General features: G+C 71.6%; 14 protein-coding genes and 1 pseudogene. 3 read left to right on the plus strand and 12 right to left on the minus strand.

The genetic code is table 11. From position 1 onward, the window contains the following. Nucleotides 1-2: 2 nt before the first annotated feature. From ACFIF2_RS24390 to ACFIF2_RS24400, 3 genes are read right to left on the minus strand one after another with little or no spacing between them, the layout of a single operon-like run. Nucleotides 3-707, minus strand: coding sequence for a UbiX family flavin prenyltransferase (locus tag ACFIF2_RS24390; protein WP_395575360.1), 705 nt, complete (start codon nt 705-707; stop codon nt 3-5). Nucleotides 708-738: 31 nt separating this feature from the next. Beyond that, nucleotides 739-1,644 carry a menaquinone biosynthesis prenyltransferase MqnP gene (gene mqnP / locus ACFIF2_RS24395; RefSeq protein WP_395575361.1) on the minus strand — a complete coding sequence of 302 codons (906 nt, stop codon included), beginning with the start codon at nt 1,642-1,644 and terminating at the stop codon, nt 739-741. Next, nucleotides 1,641-3,098, minus strand: coding sequence for a menaquinone biosynthesis decarboxylase (locus ACFIF2_RS24400; RefSeq protein WP_395575362.1), 1,458 nt, complete (start codon nt 3,096-3,098; stop codon nt 1,641-1,643). Before ACFIF2_RS24400 ends, mqnP begins: the two co-directional genes overlap by 4 nt. Before the next feature lie 77 nt (nt 3,099-3,175). Between ACFIF2_RS24400 and ACFIF2_RS24405 the strand changes: the two genes are divergently transcribed. Next, nucleotides 3,176-3,574 carry a PLD nuclease N-terminal domain-containing protein gene (locus tag ACFIF2_RS24405; protein ID WP_395575363.1) on the plus strand — a complete coding sequence of 133 codons (399 nt, stop codon included), beginning with the start codon at nt 3,176-3,178 and terminating at the stop codon, nt 3,572-3,574. 39 nt (nt 3,575-3,613) lie between these two features. Here the strand turns inward: ACFIF2_RS24405 and ACFIF2_RS24410 are convergent, their stop codons facing one another. Both ACFIF2_RS24410 and ACFIF2_RS24415 read right to left on the minus strand, forming a co-directional pair. Next, the gene (locus ACFIF2_RS24410) at nt 3,614-5,530 is read right to left on the minus strand and encodes a serine/threonine protein kinase (RefSeq protein WP_395575364.1); all 1,917 of its coding nucleotides are present in this window, start codon (nt 5,528-5,530) and stop codon (nt 3,614-3,616) included. A gap of 13 nt (nt 5,531-5,543) precedes the next feature. Continuing rightward, complete coding sequence (locus ACFIF2_RS24415; protein ID WP_395575365.1) at nt 5,544-6,110, minus strand: hypothetical protein; 567 nt, start codon at nt 6,108-6,110, stop codon at nt 5,544-5,546. Nucleotides 6,111-6,356: 246 nt separating this feature from the next. On the opposite strand from ACFIF2_RS24415, the gene ACFIF2_RS24420 reads away from it, so the two are divergent. Further along, a complete protein-coding gene (locus ACFIF2_RS24420; protein ID WP_395575366.1) occupies nt 6,357-6,959 on the plus strand; it encodes a TetR/AcrR family transcriptional regulator in 603 nt (200 codons plus the stop codon). Nucleotides 6,960-6,975: 16 nt separating this feature from the next. On the opposite strand, the pseudogene ACFIF2_RS24425 reads toward ACFIF2_RS24420, so the two are convergent. Continuing rightward, nucleotides 6,976-7,293, minus strand: a pseudogene (locus ACFIF2_RS24425) (hypothetical protein); the annotation flags it as partial. Nucleotides 7,294-7,492: 199 nt separating this feature from the next. Beyond that, on the minus strand, nt 7,493-9,193 hold the full coding sequence (locus ACFIF2_RS24430) for a carboxylesterase/lipase family protein (RefSeq protein WP_395575367.1): 1,701 nt from the start codon (nt 9,191-9,193) through the stop codon (nt 7,493-7,495). A 177-nt stretch (nt 9,194-9,370) separates the two neighbouring features. Here ACFIF2_RS24430 and ACFIF2_RS24435 point away from each other — a divergent pair, with 177 nt between their 5' ends. Next, nucleotides 9,371-10,771, plus strand: coding sequence for a condensation domain-containing protein (locus tag ACFIF2_RS24435; RefSeq protein ID WP_395575368.1), 1,401 nt, complete (start codon nt 9,371-9,373; stop codon nt 10,769-10,771). Nucleotides 10,772-11,000: 229 nt separating this feature from the next. Here the strand turns inward: ACFIF2_RS24435 and ccsB are convergent, their stop codons facing one another. From ccsB to ACFIF2_RS24460, 5 genes are all read right to left on the minus strand, one after another. Further along, the gene (gene ccsB / locus ACFIF2_RS24440) at nt 11,001-12,140 is read right to left on the minus strand and encodes a c-type cytochrome biogenesis protein CcsB (RefSeq protein WP_395575369.1); all 1,140 of its coding nucleotides are present in this window, start codon (nt 12,138-12,140) and stop codon (nt 11,001-11,003) included. Continuing rightward, nucleotides 12,137-13,903 (minus strand): cytochrome c biogenesis protein ResB, encoded by a 1,767-nt coding sequence (locus ACFIF2_RS24445; RefSeq protein ID WP_395575370.1) that lies wholly within the window; start codon nt 13,901-13,903, stop codon nt 12,137-12,139. Before ACFIF2_RS24445 ends, ccsB begins: the two co-directional genes overlap by 4 nt. 3 nt (nt 13,904-13,906) lie before the next feature. Then, nucleotides 13,907-14,677, minus strand: a complete 771-nt coding sequence (locus ACFIF2_RS24450; RefSeq protein WP_395575371.1) for a cytochrome c biogenesis CcdA family protein — start codon at nt 14,675-14,677, stop codon at nt 13,907-13,909. A 1-nt stretch (nt 14,678) separates the two neighbouring features. Next, entirely contained in the window at nt 14,679-15,341 is a 663-nt protein-coding gene (locus tag ACFIF2_RS24455; RefSeq protein WP_395575372.1) for a TlpA family protein disulfide reductase, read from the minus strand. Nucleotides 15,342-15,407: 66 nt separating this feature from the next. Next, nucleotides 15,408-16,706, minus strand: coding sequence for a hypothetical protein (locus ACFIF2_RS24460; protein WP_395575373.1), 1,299 nt, complete (start codon nt 16,704-16,706; stop codon nt 15,408-15,410). Nucleotides 16,707-16,842: the final 136 nt, after the last annotated feature.

Here is a 16,842-nt window from a genome sequence, read left to right on the forward strand (position 1 = left end):
GCTCAGGTGGTGGGGCGGGTGTTGGGGCGGGTCGTGGGGCGTGCCCCGCCGAGGTCGCCGCGCCAGCGGCGGTACAGGCCGTGCCCGACGCCCGCCGCGTCGAGGACGCGTCCGGCGACGAAGTCGACCAGGTCCTGGATGTGCGTCGCCCCCGCGTAGAAGGCCGGCGAGGCGGGCACCACGCTCGCGCCCGCGTCGTCCAGTGTCACCAGGTGCCGCAGGATCCGGCCGTCCAGCGGGGTCTCCCGCACGGCCACGACCAGCGTGCGTCCCTCCTTCAGAGTCACGCTCGCCGCCCGCTGGAGCAGGTCCTTCGACAGCCCGAGCGCGACGCCGGCGACGCAGGCCGTGGAGGCGGGCACGATCAGCATGCCCTTGGCCGGGTACGACCCCGAGGACGGCCCGGCCGCGAGGTCGCCCGCGCTCCAGTGCCGGACCCGGTCGCCGGTGAGGTCGACGTCGAAGGTGTCCGGCTTGCCGTCGGCCCCGCGCGCGAGCCACTCCCGCAGGTCGTGCCGCCAGTGGGCGTCGCGGAAGGAGATGCCGGTCTCGTCGAGCAGGGTGAGCCGCGAGGCCCGGCTGACCACCAGGTCGACGCTTTCCCCGGCGTCGAGCAGGGCACGGAGCACGGCGGCGGCGTACGGGGTACCGGAGGCGCCCGACACCCCCACGATCCAAGGCGTGCGCTGCGTCTGTCCTGGCTTCATGGTGCCGAGCCTAGTCGCAGGCTCAGGGTTTTCAGACCGTCAGCCCCCGCACCAGCAGGTCCAGGAGCGCGCACACGAACAGGGCGATACCGATAAAGCCATTGACCGAGAAGAACGCCCTGTTCAGGCGGGTCAGGTCGTGCGGGCGGACGATGGTGTGCTCGTAGACGAACGCGCCCGCGACGATCAGCAGGCCGAGCCAGAAGAAGACGCCGGCGTCGGTGGCGACGGCGTACCAGGCGAACAGGGCGGTGGTGACGGTGTGGCAGGCGCGGGCGCCCCAGACTGCCGCCGGGACGCCGAAGCGGGCCGGGACGGACTTCACGCCGACCTGCCGGTCGGTCTCGACGTCCTGGCAGGCGTAGATCAGGTCGAAGCCGCCGATCCAGACGCCGACCGCGAGGCCGAGGATCACCGCCTCCCAGGACCACTCACCGGTGATCGCCAGCCAGCCGCCGATCGGGCCCATCGCCTGGGCGAGACCGAGGATGGCCTGCGGGAAGTTCGTGAACCGCTTGCCGTACGGGTAGACCACCATCGGGATCACCGCGACGGGCGCCAGGGCCAGGCAGAGCGGGTTGAGCAGGGCCGCCGCGCCCAGGAAGACGACCAGGGCGATCAGCGCGCCGGTCCAGGCGTGCTTGACCGACATCGCGCCGGTGACCAGCTCGCGGTGGGCGGTGCGCGGGTTGCGGGCGTCGATCTCGCGGTCGATGATCCGGTTGACGGCCATGGCGAAGGTGCGCAGGCCGACCATGGCGACGGTGACCAGGAGCAGCCGGCCCCAGTGGATGTTCTCGTCCCACAGGTACATCGCGGTCAGCGCGGCGATATAGGCGAAGGGCAGCGCGAACACCGAGTGCTCGATCATCACCAGGCGCAGGAACGCCTTGGTGCGCCCCGGCTGCTGCGGCAGCGCGGCGGAAGCCGACGTCACAGTCCGTACTCCTTCCAGCGGCGGTCGACCTTCGCCGCCGTCTCCGGGTCGGACAGCACCATGTCCGGCCAGCCCCCGTCCCGCGTGTACCCCTCCTCGGGCAGCTTCTTCGTCGCGTCGATGCCGGCCTTGCCGCCCCAGAACTGCTGGTAGGAGGCGTGGTCGAGATGGTCGACCGGGCCTTCGACGACCGTGAGGTCGCGGGCGTAGTCGGTGTTGCCGAGCGCCCGCCAGGCGACCTCGTGCAGGTCGTGGACGTCACAGTCGGAGTCGACGACCACGATCAGCTTGGTCAGGGACATCATGTGGGCGCCCCAGATGGCGTGCATGACCTTCTGGGCGTGCTTGGGGTACTTCTTGTCGATCGAGACGATCGCGCAGTTGTGGAAGCCGCCGGCCTCGGGGAGGTGGTAGTCCACGATGTCCGGCACGATGATCTTCAGCAGGGGCAGGAAGAAGCGCTCGGTGGCCTTCCCCAGCGGCCCGTCCTCCGTCGGGGGCCGTCCGACCACGATCGACTGGAGCAGCGGGCGCTTCCGCATCGTCACGCAGTCGATCTTCAGGGCGGGGAAGGGCTCCTGCGGGGTGTAGAAGCCGGTGTGGTCGCCGAAGGGGCCCTCGGGGAGCATCTCGCCGGGCTCCAGCCAGCCCTCGATGACGACCTCCGCCTGCGCCGGCACCTGGAGCGGGACGGTCTTGCAGTCGACCATCTCGATCCGCTTGCCCTGGAGGAACCCGGCGAAGAGGTACTCGTCGATGTCGCCGGGGAGCGGGGCGGTGGAGGCGTACGTCACGGCGGGCGGGCAGCCGAAGGCGATCGCGACCGGCAGCCGCTCGCCGCGCCGGGCGGCCACCTGGTAGTGGTTGCGGCTGTCCTTGTGGATCTGCCAGTGCATGCCGATGGTGCGCTTGTCGTGGCGCTGGAGACGGTAGAGGCCCAGGTTGCGGATGCCCGTCTCCGGGTCCTTGGTGTGGGTGAGGCCCAGGTTGAAGAAGGAGCCGCCGTCGTCGGGCCAGGTGAAGAGGGCGGGGAGGCGGTCGAGGTCCACGTCGTCGCCGGTGAGGACGACCTCCTGGACGGGGGCGCTGCCCGGCTTCACCTTCTTCGGCGGTACGTGCGTCATCGCGCCGAGCTTGCCGAAGGCCTCGCGGATGCCGACGAAGCCCTGCGGCAGCTCGGGGCGGAGCAGGCCGCCGATCTTGTCCGAGATGTCGGAGTACGACTTCAGGCCGAGGGCCTTGAGCAGGCGCCGGTCGGTGCCGAAGACGTTCATCGCGAGGGGCATGTCGGAGCCCTTCACGTTCTCGAAGAGCAGCGCGGGGCCGCCGGCCTTGTTCACCCGGTCGACGATCTCCCCGACCTCCAGGTACGGATCGACCTCGGCCTTGATGCGCTTGAGGTCGCCCTCGCGCTCCAGAGCCCTGAGCAGGGAGCGAAGATCGTCGTAAGCCATGCGGTCCAGTATCCCCGAGCCGTTACGCTGGCCCTGTACCGACCCTGTACCCCACCGCTTTCGCTGGAAGAGGCCGCATGCTCCGGGTACTGATGTTCCTCGTCCCCCTGGCGTTGAGCGTGTACGCGTTCATCGACTGCATCAGCACGAAGGACCAGGACATCCGCCACATGCCCAAGCCCCTGTGGGCGATCCTCGTGCTGCTGTTCCCGCTGGCCGGCTCCCTCTCGTGGCTCATCGCCGGCAAGAAGCGGCACCCGGCCGGGACGTCGCCCTGGCAGGGCGGCGGACGGCGGCAGTGGGTGGCGCCGGACGACAACCCCGACTTCCTCAAGTCGCTGGGCGACCGGCCCGGTGACGCGGACAAGGACAAGGGCCAGGACCAGGACCGGGGCGAGGACGGCCCCCGGAACACCGGGCGTGGCGGCTCCGAGGACGACGAGGACCGCAGGGGCGGCAAGCGCGACGAGGCCTGACCCTCCCCGCGCCCTCCTCCTCCGTCGGTCCCGCCTCCGTCAGATCCTGGTCCAGCGCTGGGAGGCGGAGCCGGTGCAGGTCGTGGTGGTCAGGCCGATCCTGGACGCCCGGCGGTTGAGGTCGAGGCAGCCGCCCGTGTTGAGGTTCCTGAGCGAGCCGTCCGCGCCCTGCTGCCACTCTCCTCCGAACGAGCCGCAGGTGTCCTTGACGAGCCAGGCGTTCGCGGTCCTGGAGTGGATGCACTCGGCCGTGCCGAGGTTGAGGATTCTGAAGGCCCCGCCCGAGGTGCTCTGGAAGCGGAAGACGGCGATGTCGCCCGAGCAGGTGCCGTCGTCGACGGGGGTGCCGACGTACATGCACTTCCCGCTCGACCCGTTCTTCAGCATGAAGGTGTCCGACGTGGACTCGCCGTCCCCCGAGTCGCCCCCAGTGGAACCGCTCGCCCCTGACCCGCCGCCGGAGCCGGACGTACCGCCGGTGCTCGACGACGAGCCGCCCGTGCCGGACGCGCCGCCCGAGCCGGACGAGCCGCCGGTGCTCGACGCCCCGCCGGACCCGCCCGTGTCCGAGCCCTCGCCGGACGCCCCCGCCTCGGCAACCGCGTCGCCGCCCCCGCCGGCGCCCGCGCCGGGAGCGGCGCCGTCACCGTCCTTGCCGTCGCCCTTACCGCCGTCCTCGCCCTTGTCCTTCTTCCCGCCGTCCGGGCTCCGGGAGGCGGAGGCGCTCGGGCCGGGCGAGCCGGTGGCGGAGGCCGCGGGGCCCGGCGTCGCGGAGCCGGTCGCCGCGGGCGCCGCGCCCGCGTCCCGGCCCTTGTCGGAGTCGCTCACCACGTACGGGAGCAGCGTGACGCCGAGCGTCGCCCCCGTGACGGCGACCGGGACCACGATCGCCAGCACCTTGGTACGCCCACGCCGCTCGCGCTTCACCGGCTGTTCGCCCGGCAGCACCGGGACGGCCGGCGCGGCAGGGGCGGAAGGGGCGGAAGGCGCCTCCTCGGGCGGCTGGGCCAGTTCCCCGGGTTCCGGGACCGTCGAGGCGAAGGCCGCCCGCTCGGCCAGCGGGCCGCTCACCGCCTCGGGCCACAGCGGCGCGTCGAACGGCCCGTGCCGGTCCGCGATCTCCACCAGTTCGGCCGCCGTCGGCCTGCCCTCGTGGTCCTTGTCCAGGCAGGACTCCACCACCTCGGCCAGCTCACGGTCGACGGCGCGCAGCGCGTCCAGGTCGGGCGCCTCGTGCACGATCCGGTACAGGACCCCGTGCCCCGACTCGTCCCCGAACGGCGGCTGTCCGCCGGCCGCGTACGCCATCACCGAGCCCAGCGCGAACACGTCCACCGCGCCGGTCGACACGCGCTTGCCCGAGGCCTGCTCGGGCGACATGTACGCGGGGGTGCCGACCACCATCCCGGTCCGCGTCACCTGGCTCTGCTCGGCGGCCCGCGCCACCCCGAAGTCGATCAGGACGACGCCGTCCAGGGTGAGCATCACGTTGGACGGCTTGATGTCCCGGTGGACCATGTCCAGCCCGTGCACCGCGGCGAGGCCCGAGGCGGTCTCCCGCAGGAGCAGCCACAGCGCCTCGGCCGGCAGCGGGCCGCCGTGCGCCTCCAGCGCCTGAGTGAGCGTCAGGCCCGGTACGTACGCCGTCGCGAACCACGGCGGGCGGGCGTCGCGGTCACCCGCCAGGAGCGCGGCCGTCGCCCTCTCGGGCAACCGGCCGAGATTGTCCAGCTCGTGCCCGAAGCGGCGCAGGAAGTCCTTGTCCTCCGCGACGAACGACGGCAGCAGTTGCTTGACCGCCGCGAACCGCCCCTCGTGGACGCCCAGATAGACACGCCCCATGCCGCCGGCACCGAGACGCCCCAGCAACGGGATCGACCCGACGTGCCTCGGGTCCTCGTCCTCCAGTGGGTCGGCCCCGCTGCCCGCGAGGTCGAACCCGGTCTCCCCGTTCACTGCACATCCCCGTTCACCGAACCGCCTGGCCGCGGGCGTACGAGCCGAGCCCCACCAGGCAGTAGACGTACTCGTTGATGGTGGCACCATTGATCGTGTAACGCGAGGAAAAAGCGTACTCCGTACGGGAGTTGGCCTCGCACCTGCTCAGTTCGGAGGTGAACGGAAAGGTCTGGATCACCTTGTAGTGCGCGTCCGGCGACGAGCAGGGGACCCGGTCGACATCGCTCACCGACTGCGCGGTGGTGGAGTCGGGCAGCGTTCCGTCGAGGCAGGTGCCGGAGTCGTACGGGTCGGGCGGCGACGCGCTCGGGGAAGGGCCCCCGGCGTACGGGTCGTCGGCGCTCGGCGTGCCGGTCGCGGGCGGGGAGGGCGGGGAACCGGCCGCCGCGGACGAGGACGAGGCCGAGGCCGAAGACGCGCCGCCGTCGTCGTCGGGACCGAGTGACGTGAACAGCCACACCACACCTCCGATCAGGGCGGCGACGACGAGGAGGCAGCCACCGCAGGTCAGCCAGTCCCGGCGAGTGGGCGCGTGCGGATCGCGCTGTGGGCTCCGGGGAGCTTCTGGTCCGGTCATGGGCGCAGTGTGCAGCGCCCGCGCACAGACCGAAACAGCTTTCTAGAAAACCACTCTAGAAATTCATCCCTCCGCACCCCTGGGCCCGCGGCCCGCCCGCTCCCCTCCGATCGGGCGGACGCGCGGGCCCGGCAGGGACAGTCTGGGTCAGCGGTGCGTAGAATTGGAAGAGGTTTCTAGAAATACGTTCTAGAACATGCCGCGCGACGCCGTACGACGCCCCTTCCCGACGACGAGAGCCTGCCCATGAGCCCCAAGCAACACCGCGGTGAGGTCACCGCCGACCTGCTCCTGGACGCCGCGCTGCGCCTCTACACCGAGTCGGGCGAGCAGGGAGTCACGGTCAGCGCGGTCACCAAGATGAGCGGCGTCAGCCTCGGCAGCCTCTACCACCACTTCGGCAGCCTCGACGGGCTGCTCACGGCTCTCACGGAACGCTGGACGGCGCGGCTGCTCGGCGAGCTGATCACCGCGCTGACCGCCACCACCGACGCGCGTGCCGGGATCCGGGCGGTGGTGGAGACGTACATGGCCTTCGTGCGCGACCACCCCGGGGCCGCGATGCTCCTCCACTCCCCGTACGCCGACGAACGGATGATGAAGAAGGCGCAGGAGGCCCGGGACCAGCACGCCGACACCGTCTCGGCGTTCGCCGCCTGGGCCCGGCCGCACATCGCGTCCGGCACCCTCGCGCCGCTCCCCCAGCCCCTGCTGGAGACGCTGATCCTCGGCCCGGTCGTCGCGATGGCCCGTCGCTGGCTCGCCGGCATCCGGGACATCGACCTGGAGGAGGCCGCGCGGGTCCTGCCGGAACGGATCTGGAGGTCGGTCGGCGCGGGACCGGAATGAGTGAGGCGCGACGGCGTCACTCGTCCTCGAAGATCCGCTCGGCCGTGGGGGCGGTGACGGCCCGGGTGAGCCAATGGCGGAGGACCTCGGGGTCGTCACATGACGTGATGCGTGCACGCACCTCGTCGGTGACTGCGAGACCGCGCTGCTCAAGGACGATCAGGACGTCCTCGGCACCACGCTGGGCGCGACCCTCGTCGCGGATTTCCTCGGAGATGTAGGACTTGTAGAAGGAAAGGTCCACGGCCACCAGGTTCCTCCAGAGGTGCTTGGCCGGGCGGTTGCCCAGTCCCTGTGCGGTGAATTCGACGATGGGGTCCGCGACGTCTTCCGGCGCGGAAGCCCGCCGTGACCCGGCTGACATATGTCAGCGGTCAATGCGCTGAGAGTAGGGGAGTTGGGGCCACCGGCAACCGGCCCGGCCGGTGGTGTTCACCCAGGCGAGTGGACCGGCGCCGTGGGCCGGTGGACGCGGGTCAGGGCCTCCCCCGGGCCGTGTCGGGGCCCGGGGGAGGTGGAGGGGCGGCGGTGTACTACGGGCGTTCCGTGAGCCACAGGTCGCACTTGTGGTCCTCGGGGAAGGTCGTCGACGCCGTGATCGCCTCGGGGGCGAGGATCTGGACCTGGGGGTACTGGTTCCAGCGCGGGGCGTTCGCCGCGTAAGGGACGCCGGTGTGGGCGAATTTGGTCCAGTAGCCGAGCATCTTCGCCGCGAGGGCGTTCTGGGCGGGGGTGCCCGAGACGCCGCCGAAGACGTAGCGGATCTCCGAGCCGTGCGGGGCGCCGATCGGGAAGCTGATCGGCAGGTTCAGGTGGTCCATGGAGCGGCGGTCGGCGAACTCGTACTGGTAGGAGCGGGTGTGGCCGGCCATCAGGCGGGCCGTGCGGGACTGGAGGCAGGCGAACTGGGAGTCGGTGAGGATCGCGCCCAGGGCCTCGGCGGGGGTGCCGTGGCCGGAGAGCGGGTAGCGGGCCAGAATCGCGTCGGCCCGGTCGCCGTAGAGGGCGCGGACGGCCACCGGGTAACCGGCTGCCGTCAGTTGGCGTCCGGCCAGGTCGTACGTGGTCGCCACGGTGAGGCGGCCCTCGTCGGCGGTGGTGCCCTGGAGGACGGGGACGCGGTGGAACCGGCCGCTCTCCAGCGCGTCCGCGATCTGGAGGGGCAGGACGCGGCCGTCGACGTTGGGAACCCAGCGGGTGCCCGGGGTGAGGGAGGCGGTGAGCAGTTCAGCGGCGGGCCTGGAACGCAGGCAGGCGACGTCGGCGCAGCCCAGGGTGCCGGCCCAGGAGGTGCCGGTGCGCTGCTGCGACTCCTGGGTGGGCAGCGGGAAGCCGCAGCCCGACTGGGCGATGGCACGGTCGTACAGGCCGAGCGTGCGCGGTGAGACGAGGTGCTGGCAGACGCTGCCGCCGCCCGCCGACTCCCCGAAGATCGTCACGTTGCCCGGGTCGCCGCCGAAGGCCGCGATGTTCTGCCGCACCCAGCGCAGGGCCGCCTGCTGGTCGAGCAGGCCGTAGTTGCCGGAGACGCCCTCGGGGGACTCCTCGGCCAGGCCGGGGTGGGCGAGGTAACCGAAGGCGCCCAGGCGGTAGTTGAGGGTCACGACGACCACGTCGCCCCGGGCGGCCAGTTCGCCGCCGTCGTAGAAGGTCCCGGAGCCGATGGTGAAGCCGCCGCCGTGCATCCAGACCATGACGGGACGCTCGCGCGGGGAGCGCTCGGCGGGCGTGTGGACGTTGAGGTAGAGGCAGTCCTCGCTGGGCGTGCCGGGTCCGGCCAGGTCGCCCCAGGGGGTGGAGGAGTTCCCCTGCATGCAGGGGTCGCCGGGCGCGGTGGCGTCGCGGACGCCGGTCCAGCGCGCGGGCGGGGCGGGGGGCTTCCAGCGCAGCTCCCCCACCGGCGGCGCGGCGTAGGGGATGCCGAGGTAGTCGTGCGCGGACGCTCCCGCCTGGCCCCGGACCTGCCCGTACCGGGTGGGGACGGTCGTGCCGTCGGCCGCCGCGGCGGCGGGACCGGCGGCACCGCCCAGACCGGCCGCCGCCAGCAGGAGGGCGCCGGCCAGCGCCCCGCGTAAGCGGCGCGTCCAGGACGTCGGCGACGGGGGTCGCGGGATCCTTGCCTTGTCTGTGGTGAACGGGCGGCCGGACATCGGCACCTCCGGGTGCGGGGCGGGTGGTGGCGCGGTCGCCGCAGTGTCGGTGCCGCCGCGCGCCGCCCGCATCGCGTAAATCACCAGTCTCTCCGCTGATCACCGCCCCGGACCACGGCGGGACGGGCCGCCCCGAGGCGGTGCCGTACCGCCGTTCGAGGGGCCATCCGTTCCGTTGAACCGTGCCGACACACCAGGTGCGCGGTCGCCGGATCGGCATTCCCTTGGTCGGGTCTGTACATCTGCGAACGGAGACCCCTCGTGCGACTGACCGACATCCACCGCTGCGAGATCCGGCCCGGGCGCCTCGTCGAGTGGACGCTCAGTCCGGCGACCGTCGAGGCCGCGGCGGCGCTGCCCGAGGACGAGCGGCCCCCCGCGTACATCCAGGAGTCGCACATCCGCACGGCCCGATCGGTGCGCGAGGACGGTCTGTTCGTGCCGACCTGGCTCGGCGCGGCCTTCGACATCCCGGGCCCCGTCGACCTCGACGTGCTCCAGGAGGCGCTGCGTGCCTGGACCCTGCGGCACGAGACGCTGCGCAGCGGCTTCCGCTGGGGCGGCGCGGACGGTGACGCCATGCGGCGGTTCACCCTCGACGCGGACGCGGTGTCCCTGCAGCGCGAGGACGTCGGCGACTTCCCGGACGCGACGGAGCTGGCCCGGCACCTCCAGGACCGCTTCGACGGCGTCGCGGACGCCCTGCGCTGGCCCAACCTCATCTACACGGCGGTCGTCCGCGACGACGGCGTCAGCGTGTACATGGCCTTCGACCACAGCAACGTGGACGCCTACTCCCTCTACCGCATCCCCGCCGAGGTCGGCGAGTTGTACACGGCCGGGGTCGAGGGCCGGACCGTGCCGCACCCCCGGGTCGGCAGCTACGTCGACTTCTGCGAGGCCGAGCGGGCGGACGCGGACCGGATCGACGGCACCCACGACGTCGTCACCCGCTGGCGGGAGTTCATCCGGCGCTGCGACGGGCGGCTGCCCTCCTTCCCCGTCGACCTCGGCCTGGAGCCCGGGGGCACGCTGCCCGAGCAGAAGCTGATGCGCGAGCCGCTGGTGGACGCCGCCGACGCCGCCGCGTTCGAGGCGTACTGCCGGCCCTACGGCGGCAGCCTCGTCGGTGTCCTGGCCGCCACGGCGCTCATCGTCCACGAGATCGGCGGCGAGTCCGTCTACCGCACCGTCGTGCCCTTCCACACCCGGTCGCGGTCCCAGTGGTCGGAGTCGGTGGGCTGGTACGTCGGCGGCGCGCCGATCGAGGTCCCGGTGGCGCGGGCCCACGACTTCCCGGCCGCCCTGCGCACCGTACGGGCCGAACTCCAGGCCAACCGGCGCATGTCCCGGATGCCGATCGACCGGGTGCTGCGCCTGCTCGGCACGGACTTCCGCCCCACCTCGCCCGACCTGTACTCGATCGTCTCCTACGTCGACGCCCGCGACGTCCCGGGTGCCGGCCGGTGGCCGGAGCAGACCGCGTACGCCCTGCTCCGGGTCTCCTACGGCGACCAGGTGTGCGCCTGGGTCACCCGCCTCCAGGAGGGCCTCTGGTTCGCCGCCCGCCACCCGGACACCGACGTCGCCCACAAGAACCTGCGGCTGTACGTGGAGCGGCTGCGGGACGTGGTCAGGGGCGTCGCGCGCCCGCGGCCCTAGGGCCTGTCTGACAATTCGCGTCGTCGCCCGGAGGGCGGCCTCGCGGCGTCAGGTGCGTGCTCTCGGCGTGCCGGGCGTAGAGCCTCGTACTGGATGTACTCGGCTCTGCGCCCGGTGCGGCGAGTGGGGGTGCCCCCTCTGGGGGAGCGTGCATGGCGTCGCGAGGCAGGCGGGAATTGTCAGACAGGCCCTAGGCCGGGTGGTGCGGCCCGTCCTCCGGTCCGGCGTGTCAGAAGCCCACGGACTGGAGGGCGCCCAGGCCCACGTCGGCGTAGGAGTGCTTGCCGGAGACGAAGATGTTGACGCCGTAGTAGTTGAACAGCCAGCACGCGAAGGCGGCCAGGGCCAGGTAGGCGGCCTTGCGGCCCTTCCAGCCGGCGGTGGCGCGGGCGTGCAGGTAGCAGGCGTAGGCGACCCAGGTGATGAAGGACCAGACCTCCTTGGGGTCCCAGCCCCAGTAACGGCCCCAGGCGTCGCCCGCCCAGATCGCGCCCGCGATGATCGTGAACGTCCACAGCGGGAAGACCGCGGCGTTGACGCGGTAGGCGAACTTGTCGAGGGAGGCCGCGGCGGGCAGCCGGTCCAGGACGGAGCTGGCGAAACGGCCGGGTTCGCCGCCGTTCGCGAGCTTGTTCTCGAAGCTGTCCTTGAAGAGGTACAGGATCGTGCCGACCGCGCCGACGTAGAAGACCGCGCCGCAGAAGATCGCCGTGGAGACGTGGATGTACAGCCAGTACGAGTGCAGGGCCGGGACGAGCTGGTCGCTGGCGGTGTAGAGGACGGTCACCGCGAGGCCGAGGTCGAGCAGGACGGTGGTGGTCAGCGGCAGGCCCAGCCAGCGGACGTTCTTCCTGAGGGCGAGCAGCACCAGGTACACGCCGGCGGCGACCGTCGTGAACGTGATGTTGAACTCGTACATGTTGCCCCACGGCGCCCGCTTCACGGACAGCGCGCGGGTGATCACTCCGCCCGCCTCGATGGCGAAGGCGAGCACGGTGAGCGAGATGGCGATACGGCCGTAGAGGTCGCCCTTCTCGGTGCCGCCGTGGGCGCCGGGCCCGTCGGGCACGTCGCGGGAGCCGGACGCTGCCCGGACGACGACCTTCGGCCGCTCCAGCACGGCGGTGCCGCCGGCCTTCTTCACGGTGACGGCCGGGGCGGCCTTGCCGTTCGCCTTCCCCTCGCCGGCCGCGGTGAGCGCGGCGGCGGTGCGGCCGACCTTGCTGCGGCTGCCGAAGAGCCACTCGGCGATGTGGGCGAAGAACGCGAGGGTGTAGACCGCCATCGCGGAGTAGATCAGCGTGTTGCTGAGACTCGCGAGGTCCTCGTTGGCCGCGGCGGCCAGGTGGGTTGCGGTGGCGAGAGTCACTTCTCAGCCCCTTCGGCAGGTACGGCGTGGGTGTCGGGGGAATCGGGGGTGTCGTCGTTCTCCGGCGGGTTCTCCGGCGCGTTCTCCGGCGCGTCGGGCGCCCGCTCGTACAGGATCCCGGCGAGGTCGCCGAGTTCCTCGGGGACCTTCGCGGACTCGCTGCGTCCGAGGCCGGCCATCTCGACGACCGTGACGCCGTCGGCGCCCCGGACCGCCCGCACCCAGACGCGGCGGCGCTGGATGAACAGGGAGCCGGCGAGTCCGAGGATGGCGGCGACGGCACCGGCGAGCGCCCAGCCGCTGGCGGGCTGCTGGGTGACCTGGAAGCCGGCCCACTCCTGGACGCCGTCGAAGGTGACGGTGCCCGCGCCGTTCGGGAGGGTCATGGTCTCGCCGACCTTGAGCTGCTTCTTGAACAGCTCGCCGTCGGAGCCCTTGAACTCCTCCAGGTTGGTCTTGTCGAGCTGGTAGATGCTCTTCGCGAAGCCCGCGTCGACGCCGAGGTCGCCGTGGTAGGCGGAGAGCGCCAGCATCGGGTTCATCAGCGCGGGGAAGGTCGACAGCATGGTGCTGCCCTCGCCGCCGTAGGTCGGCAGGAAGAACGCGTTGAAGCCGAGCTGCTCCTTCTCGCCCTTCGCGTTGCGGTAGCCGTCGCGGACCATGACGGCACCGGAGGAGGTGACGTTGGCGTCCAGCGGCAGCAGCGCGGTCGCCTCCTTGTCCATGACGACCTCGCCCTCGGCGTCCCTGATGGTGAGGACGGGCGCGTAGCCGTGGCTGACGAGGTAGACCTTGGAGCCGTCGATCTCCAGCGGCTCGTTGACCTTGATGGTGGTCGACTTCTCCTCGCCGTAGGCGCCCTCGCTGTAGTCGACCGTGGCCTCGTAGATGCGCGGGGTGCCGCGGTTGGGGCCGGACGCCTCGTAGGTGCCGTGGAAGTTCTTCAGGGTGAAGCTGAAGGGGGCGAGGTCGTGGTCCGGGTCGAAGAGGTTGCCGGACTTGAAGTCGTCGTACTGGGTGAGCGTGTTGGAGAAGCCGTCGCCCTCGACGATCAGCTTGTTGCCCTCGTACTTGAAGAGCTGGCCCCAGGCGAAGGCGATCAGCATCACGATCAGCGCGATGTGGAAGGCCAGGTTGCCGGCCTCGCGCAGGTAGCCCTTCTCGGCGGCGACGGCGTCGCCGACGGTGTGGGCGCGGAAGCGGCGCTTGCCCAGCAGCGTGAGCGCGGCCTCGCGGACCTGCTCGGGTGCGGCCTCGGTGCGCCACGTGGTGTACGCGGGCAGCCGGTTCAGCCGCCGGGGGGCGCCCGGCGGGCGACCGCGCAGCTGGCCGACGAACTGCCAGGTGCGCGGGACGATGCAGCCGATGAGGGAGACGAACAGCAGGATGTAGATCGCGGAGAACCACACCGAGCTGTAGACGTGGAAGAGGCCCAGCTTGTCGTAGAGCGGCGCCAGGACGTCGTGGTTCTCGCGGAACTCCTCGACCTTCATGGCGTCGACGCCCTCTTGCGGGATCAGCGACCCCGGGATGGCGCCCAGCGACAGCAGCAGGAGCAGCAGCAGCGCCACCCGCATCGAGGTGAGCTGGCGCCAGAACCAGCGGATCCAGCCGACGACGCCGAGGGAGGGGAGGTTCGGGGCCTCTTCCCTCGGGGCGGTGGAGAGCTGGGAGCCGGCGGCGCCGAGGTCCTGGTCGTCGCCGGTCGCCGGGGTGTCCTGCGGGGTGCCCGTCGGGGTCTTGCCCGTTTTGGTGTCGCTCATCGGTCAGATCCCTACAGTGAAGCCGTTGGACCAGGTCTGCATGTCCTGCACGATGCTGTCCCACACGCCGGTCAGCAGGAGCAGGCCGGTCGCGATCATCATGCCGCCGCCGACCCGCATCACCCAGACATAGTGGCGCTTGATCCAGCCGAACGCGCCGAGCGCCTTGCGGAAGGCGACCGCGGCGAGCACGAAGGGGACGCCGAGGCCGACGCAGTACGCCACGGTCAGTATGGCGCCGCGGCCGGCGGTGCCCTGGTCGGCGGAGAGCGCCAGGACGGACGCGAGGGTCGGGCCGATGCAGGGCGTCCAGCCGATGCCGAACAGCGCGCCCAGCACGGGGGCGCCGATCAGGCCGTTCACGGGCTTCTTGTGGAAGCGGAACTCGCGCTGGGTGAACCAGGGCATCAGGCCCATGAAGAAGACGCCCATGGCGACCATGAACACGCCCAGCACCCTGGTCAGGACGTCCTGGTTCTCCTGGAGCGTCTGGCCGAAGTAGCCGAACAGCGCACCGCTGGAGACGAACACGGCGGTGAAGCCGAGGACGAACAGCGACGCGCCCGTGACCATCCGCCCGCGCCGGGCCTCGGCCAGGTCGGTGCCGGTGACGCCGGTCACGTAGGAGAGGTAGCCGGGGACGAGCGGCAGGACGCAGGGCGAGAAGAAGGAGACGAGGCCGCCGAGCAACGCGATGGGCAGGGCCACCAGCAGGGCGCCGTTGAGCACGGTGCCGTTGGTGCCCGCCACGGCGAGCGTGGACAGTGCGCTCACGTCACTTCTCCGACTCGTCCGGCTCGCCCGGGAGGTACGGCTCCAGCATCGTGCGGAGCTTCTCCTCGCTGAGCGCCTGGAGGGTGCGCGCGGCGACCTTGCCGTCCCGGTCGATGATGAGCGTGGAGGGGATGGCCTGCGGGTTGAGGGTGCCCTTCTCGAAGCGGAGCATCAGCTTGCCGGCCGGGTCGTACAGGCTCGGGTAGCTGACGCCGAACTCCTTCTCGAAGGCGCGGGCCGGGCCCGTGGAGGTGTCCCGGGTGTTGATGCCGACGAACTGGACGCCCTGGTCCTTGACGTCCTGGTAGACCTTCTCGAAGTTCTTGGCCTCGGCGCGGCAGGGCGGGCACCAGGAGCCCCACACGTTGAGGACGACGACCTTGCCCTTGTAGTCGTCGACGTCGAGGTGCCCCCCGTCGACGGTCTCGCCGGACAGGTCGGGGGCGTCGGCCCGCTCACCCTTGCCGGCGGTGGAGATGCCGTCCGCGCCGGTGATGAAGCCGGTCTCGCCGCCGCCTCCCGAGGTGCCGCCGGAGCCGCAGGCGGACACGAGCAGCGCCGAGACGGCCGCGCCGACGGCGAGGGCGGCGCGGCGGCGGACGCGGTCACGGACGCGGGCGGCGGTGCGGGTCGAGCGCAGGGGGGCGCGGCTGGCGGCACTCATGTGAAAAGTTTCGCATGTCCGTTCCGGGGATCTTGCGCACCCCCCTCACGGGCGGAAACCCGCATTTCAGGCGGCGTTCCCCGACGGGGTCGAGGAGGCCGACGCCTCCTTGAGGAACGCGCTCCAGCCACCGGCGGGCCGCTGCCCCACCCCCACGGTGCGGAGCTTGGCCAGCACCTCGGGCTTCTGCACGTCCAGCCAGTCGGTGAACTGGCGGAAGGAGACGAGCCGGACGTCCTCGCCCTTCTCCTTCTCCCGCGCGATGTGCTCGAGGGCGTTCTCGACGGCGTCCATGTAGATGCCGCCGTTCCACTCCTCGAAGTGGTTGCCGATGAAGAAGGGTGCCCGGTTCGTCTCGTATGCCCGCTTGAAGCCGGATATGTAGGCGTTCGTGGCCTGTTCGCGCCAGCCCGGGTAGTTGTGGGCGGGTGCCTTGGTCGAGTTGACCGACTGGTTGGCGAGGATGTTGTAGTCCATGGACAGCACCTCGAAGGAGTGGCCGGGGAAAGGTATCTGCTGCAACGGCAGGTCCCAGATCCCGTCCTTCTTCGCCGGCCACACCTGGAGGCCGCCGGGCGAGGAGGCGTCGTAGCGCCAGCCCAGTTCCCGGGCGGTGGGCAGCAGGTTGTCCTGGCCGAGGAGACAGGGCGTGCGCCCGCCGACGAGTTCCTTGTCGTAGTCGAAGGGCAGCGACGGCAGGTCCGTCCAGCCGGTGTTGGTCCGCCACTCCTTCACGAACGACTTCGCCTGGTCGATCTCGCTGCGCCACTGCGCCGGCGTCCAGTTCCCGACCGTGCCGGCGCCGCCGCAGAAGTGGCCGTTGAAGTGGGTGCCGATCTCGTGCCCGTCCAGCCAGGCGCGGCGGACGCCGGTGAGGGTGTCCTTGATGTGGGCGTCGGTGAGGTAGCCGATGTCGGAGGCGCCGCGCGGGTTGTTCGGCGGGTCGTAGAGGCGCTTCTTCGACTCGGGCAGCAGGTACAGCCCCGAGAGGAAGAAGGTCATGTGCGCGCCGTGCTCGCGGGCGAGGTCGAGGAAGCGGGGGAAGAGCCCGTTGCCGACCTCCCCCGCGCCGTCCCAGGAGAAGACGACGAACTGCGGCGGGGTCTGGCCGGGCTCCAGCGGCACGGGCGCCTCCGGCTGGTGCGGCTGCCTGCCCGTGTACGACGTCGAGCCGTCCCCGATGGGCTTCGCGGGTGCCCGGTCGCCGCCGGAGGGTGAGGGCTTCGCGGAACCGCCGGCCTGGTGCGAGCCGCCCGGCGATGAGTGGGAGCCGGTGCCGCAGCCCGCGAGCCCGGCGGCGGCCGCGGCGCCCGCGCCGAGTCCGAGCATCCCCCTGCGGGTGAGAGTGCGGGTGGAAGTGCGCATCGCAACCTCGTTCGTCACGTCCTCTGGTGGTCACCCAGTCAGAGGACGAGACGAACGGGCGGGTTCCGGAAATATGTGCGGATTCCGTAACGAGCGCCACAGATCGCCGGGACTTACGGCGGTCCGGTGCGGGCCG

The organism is Streptomyces sp. BK79 (genome assembly GCF_044142145.1).
Classification (GTDB): Bacteria; Actinomycetota; Actinomycetes; order Streptomycetales; family Streptomycetaceae; genus Streptomyces.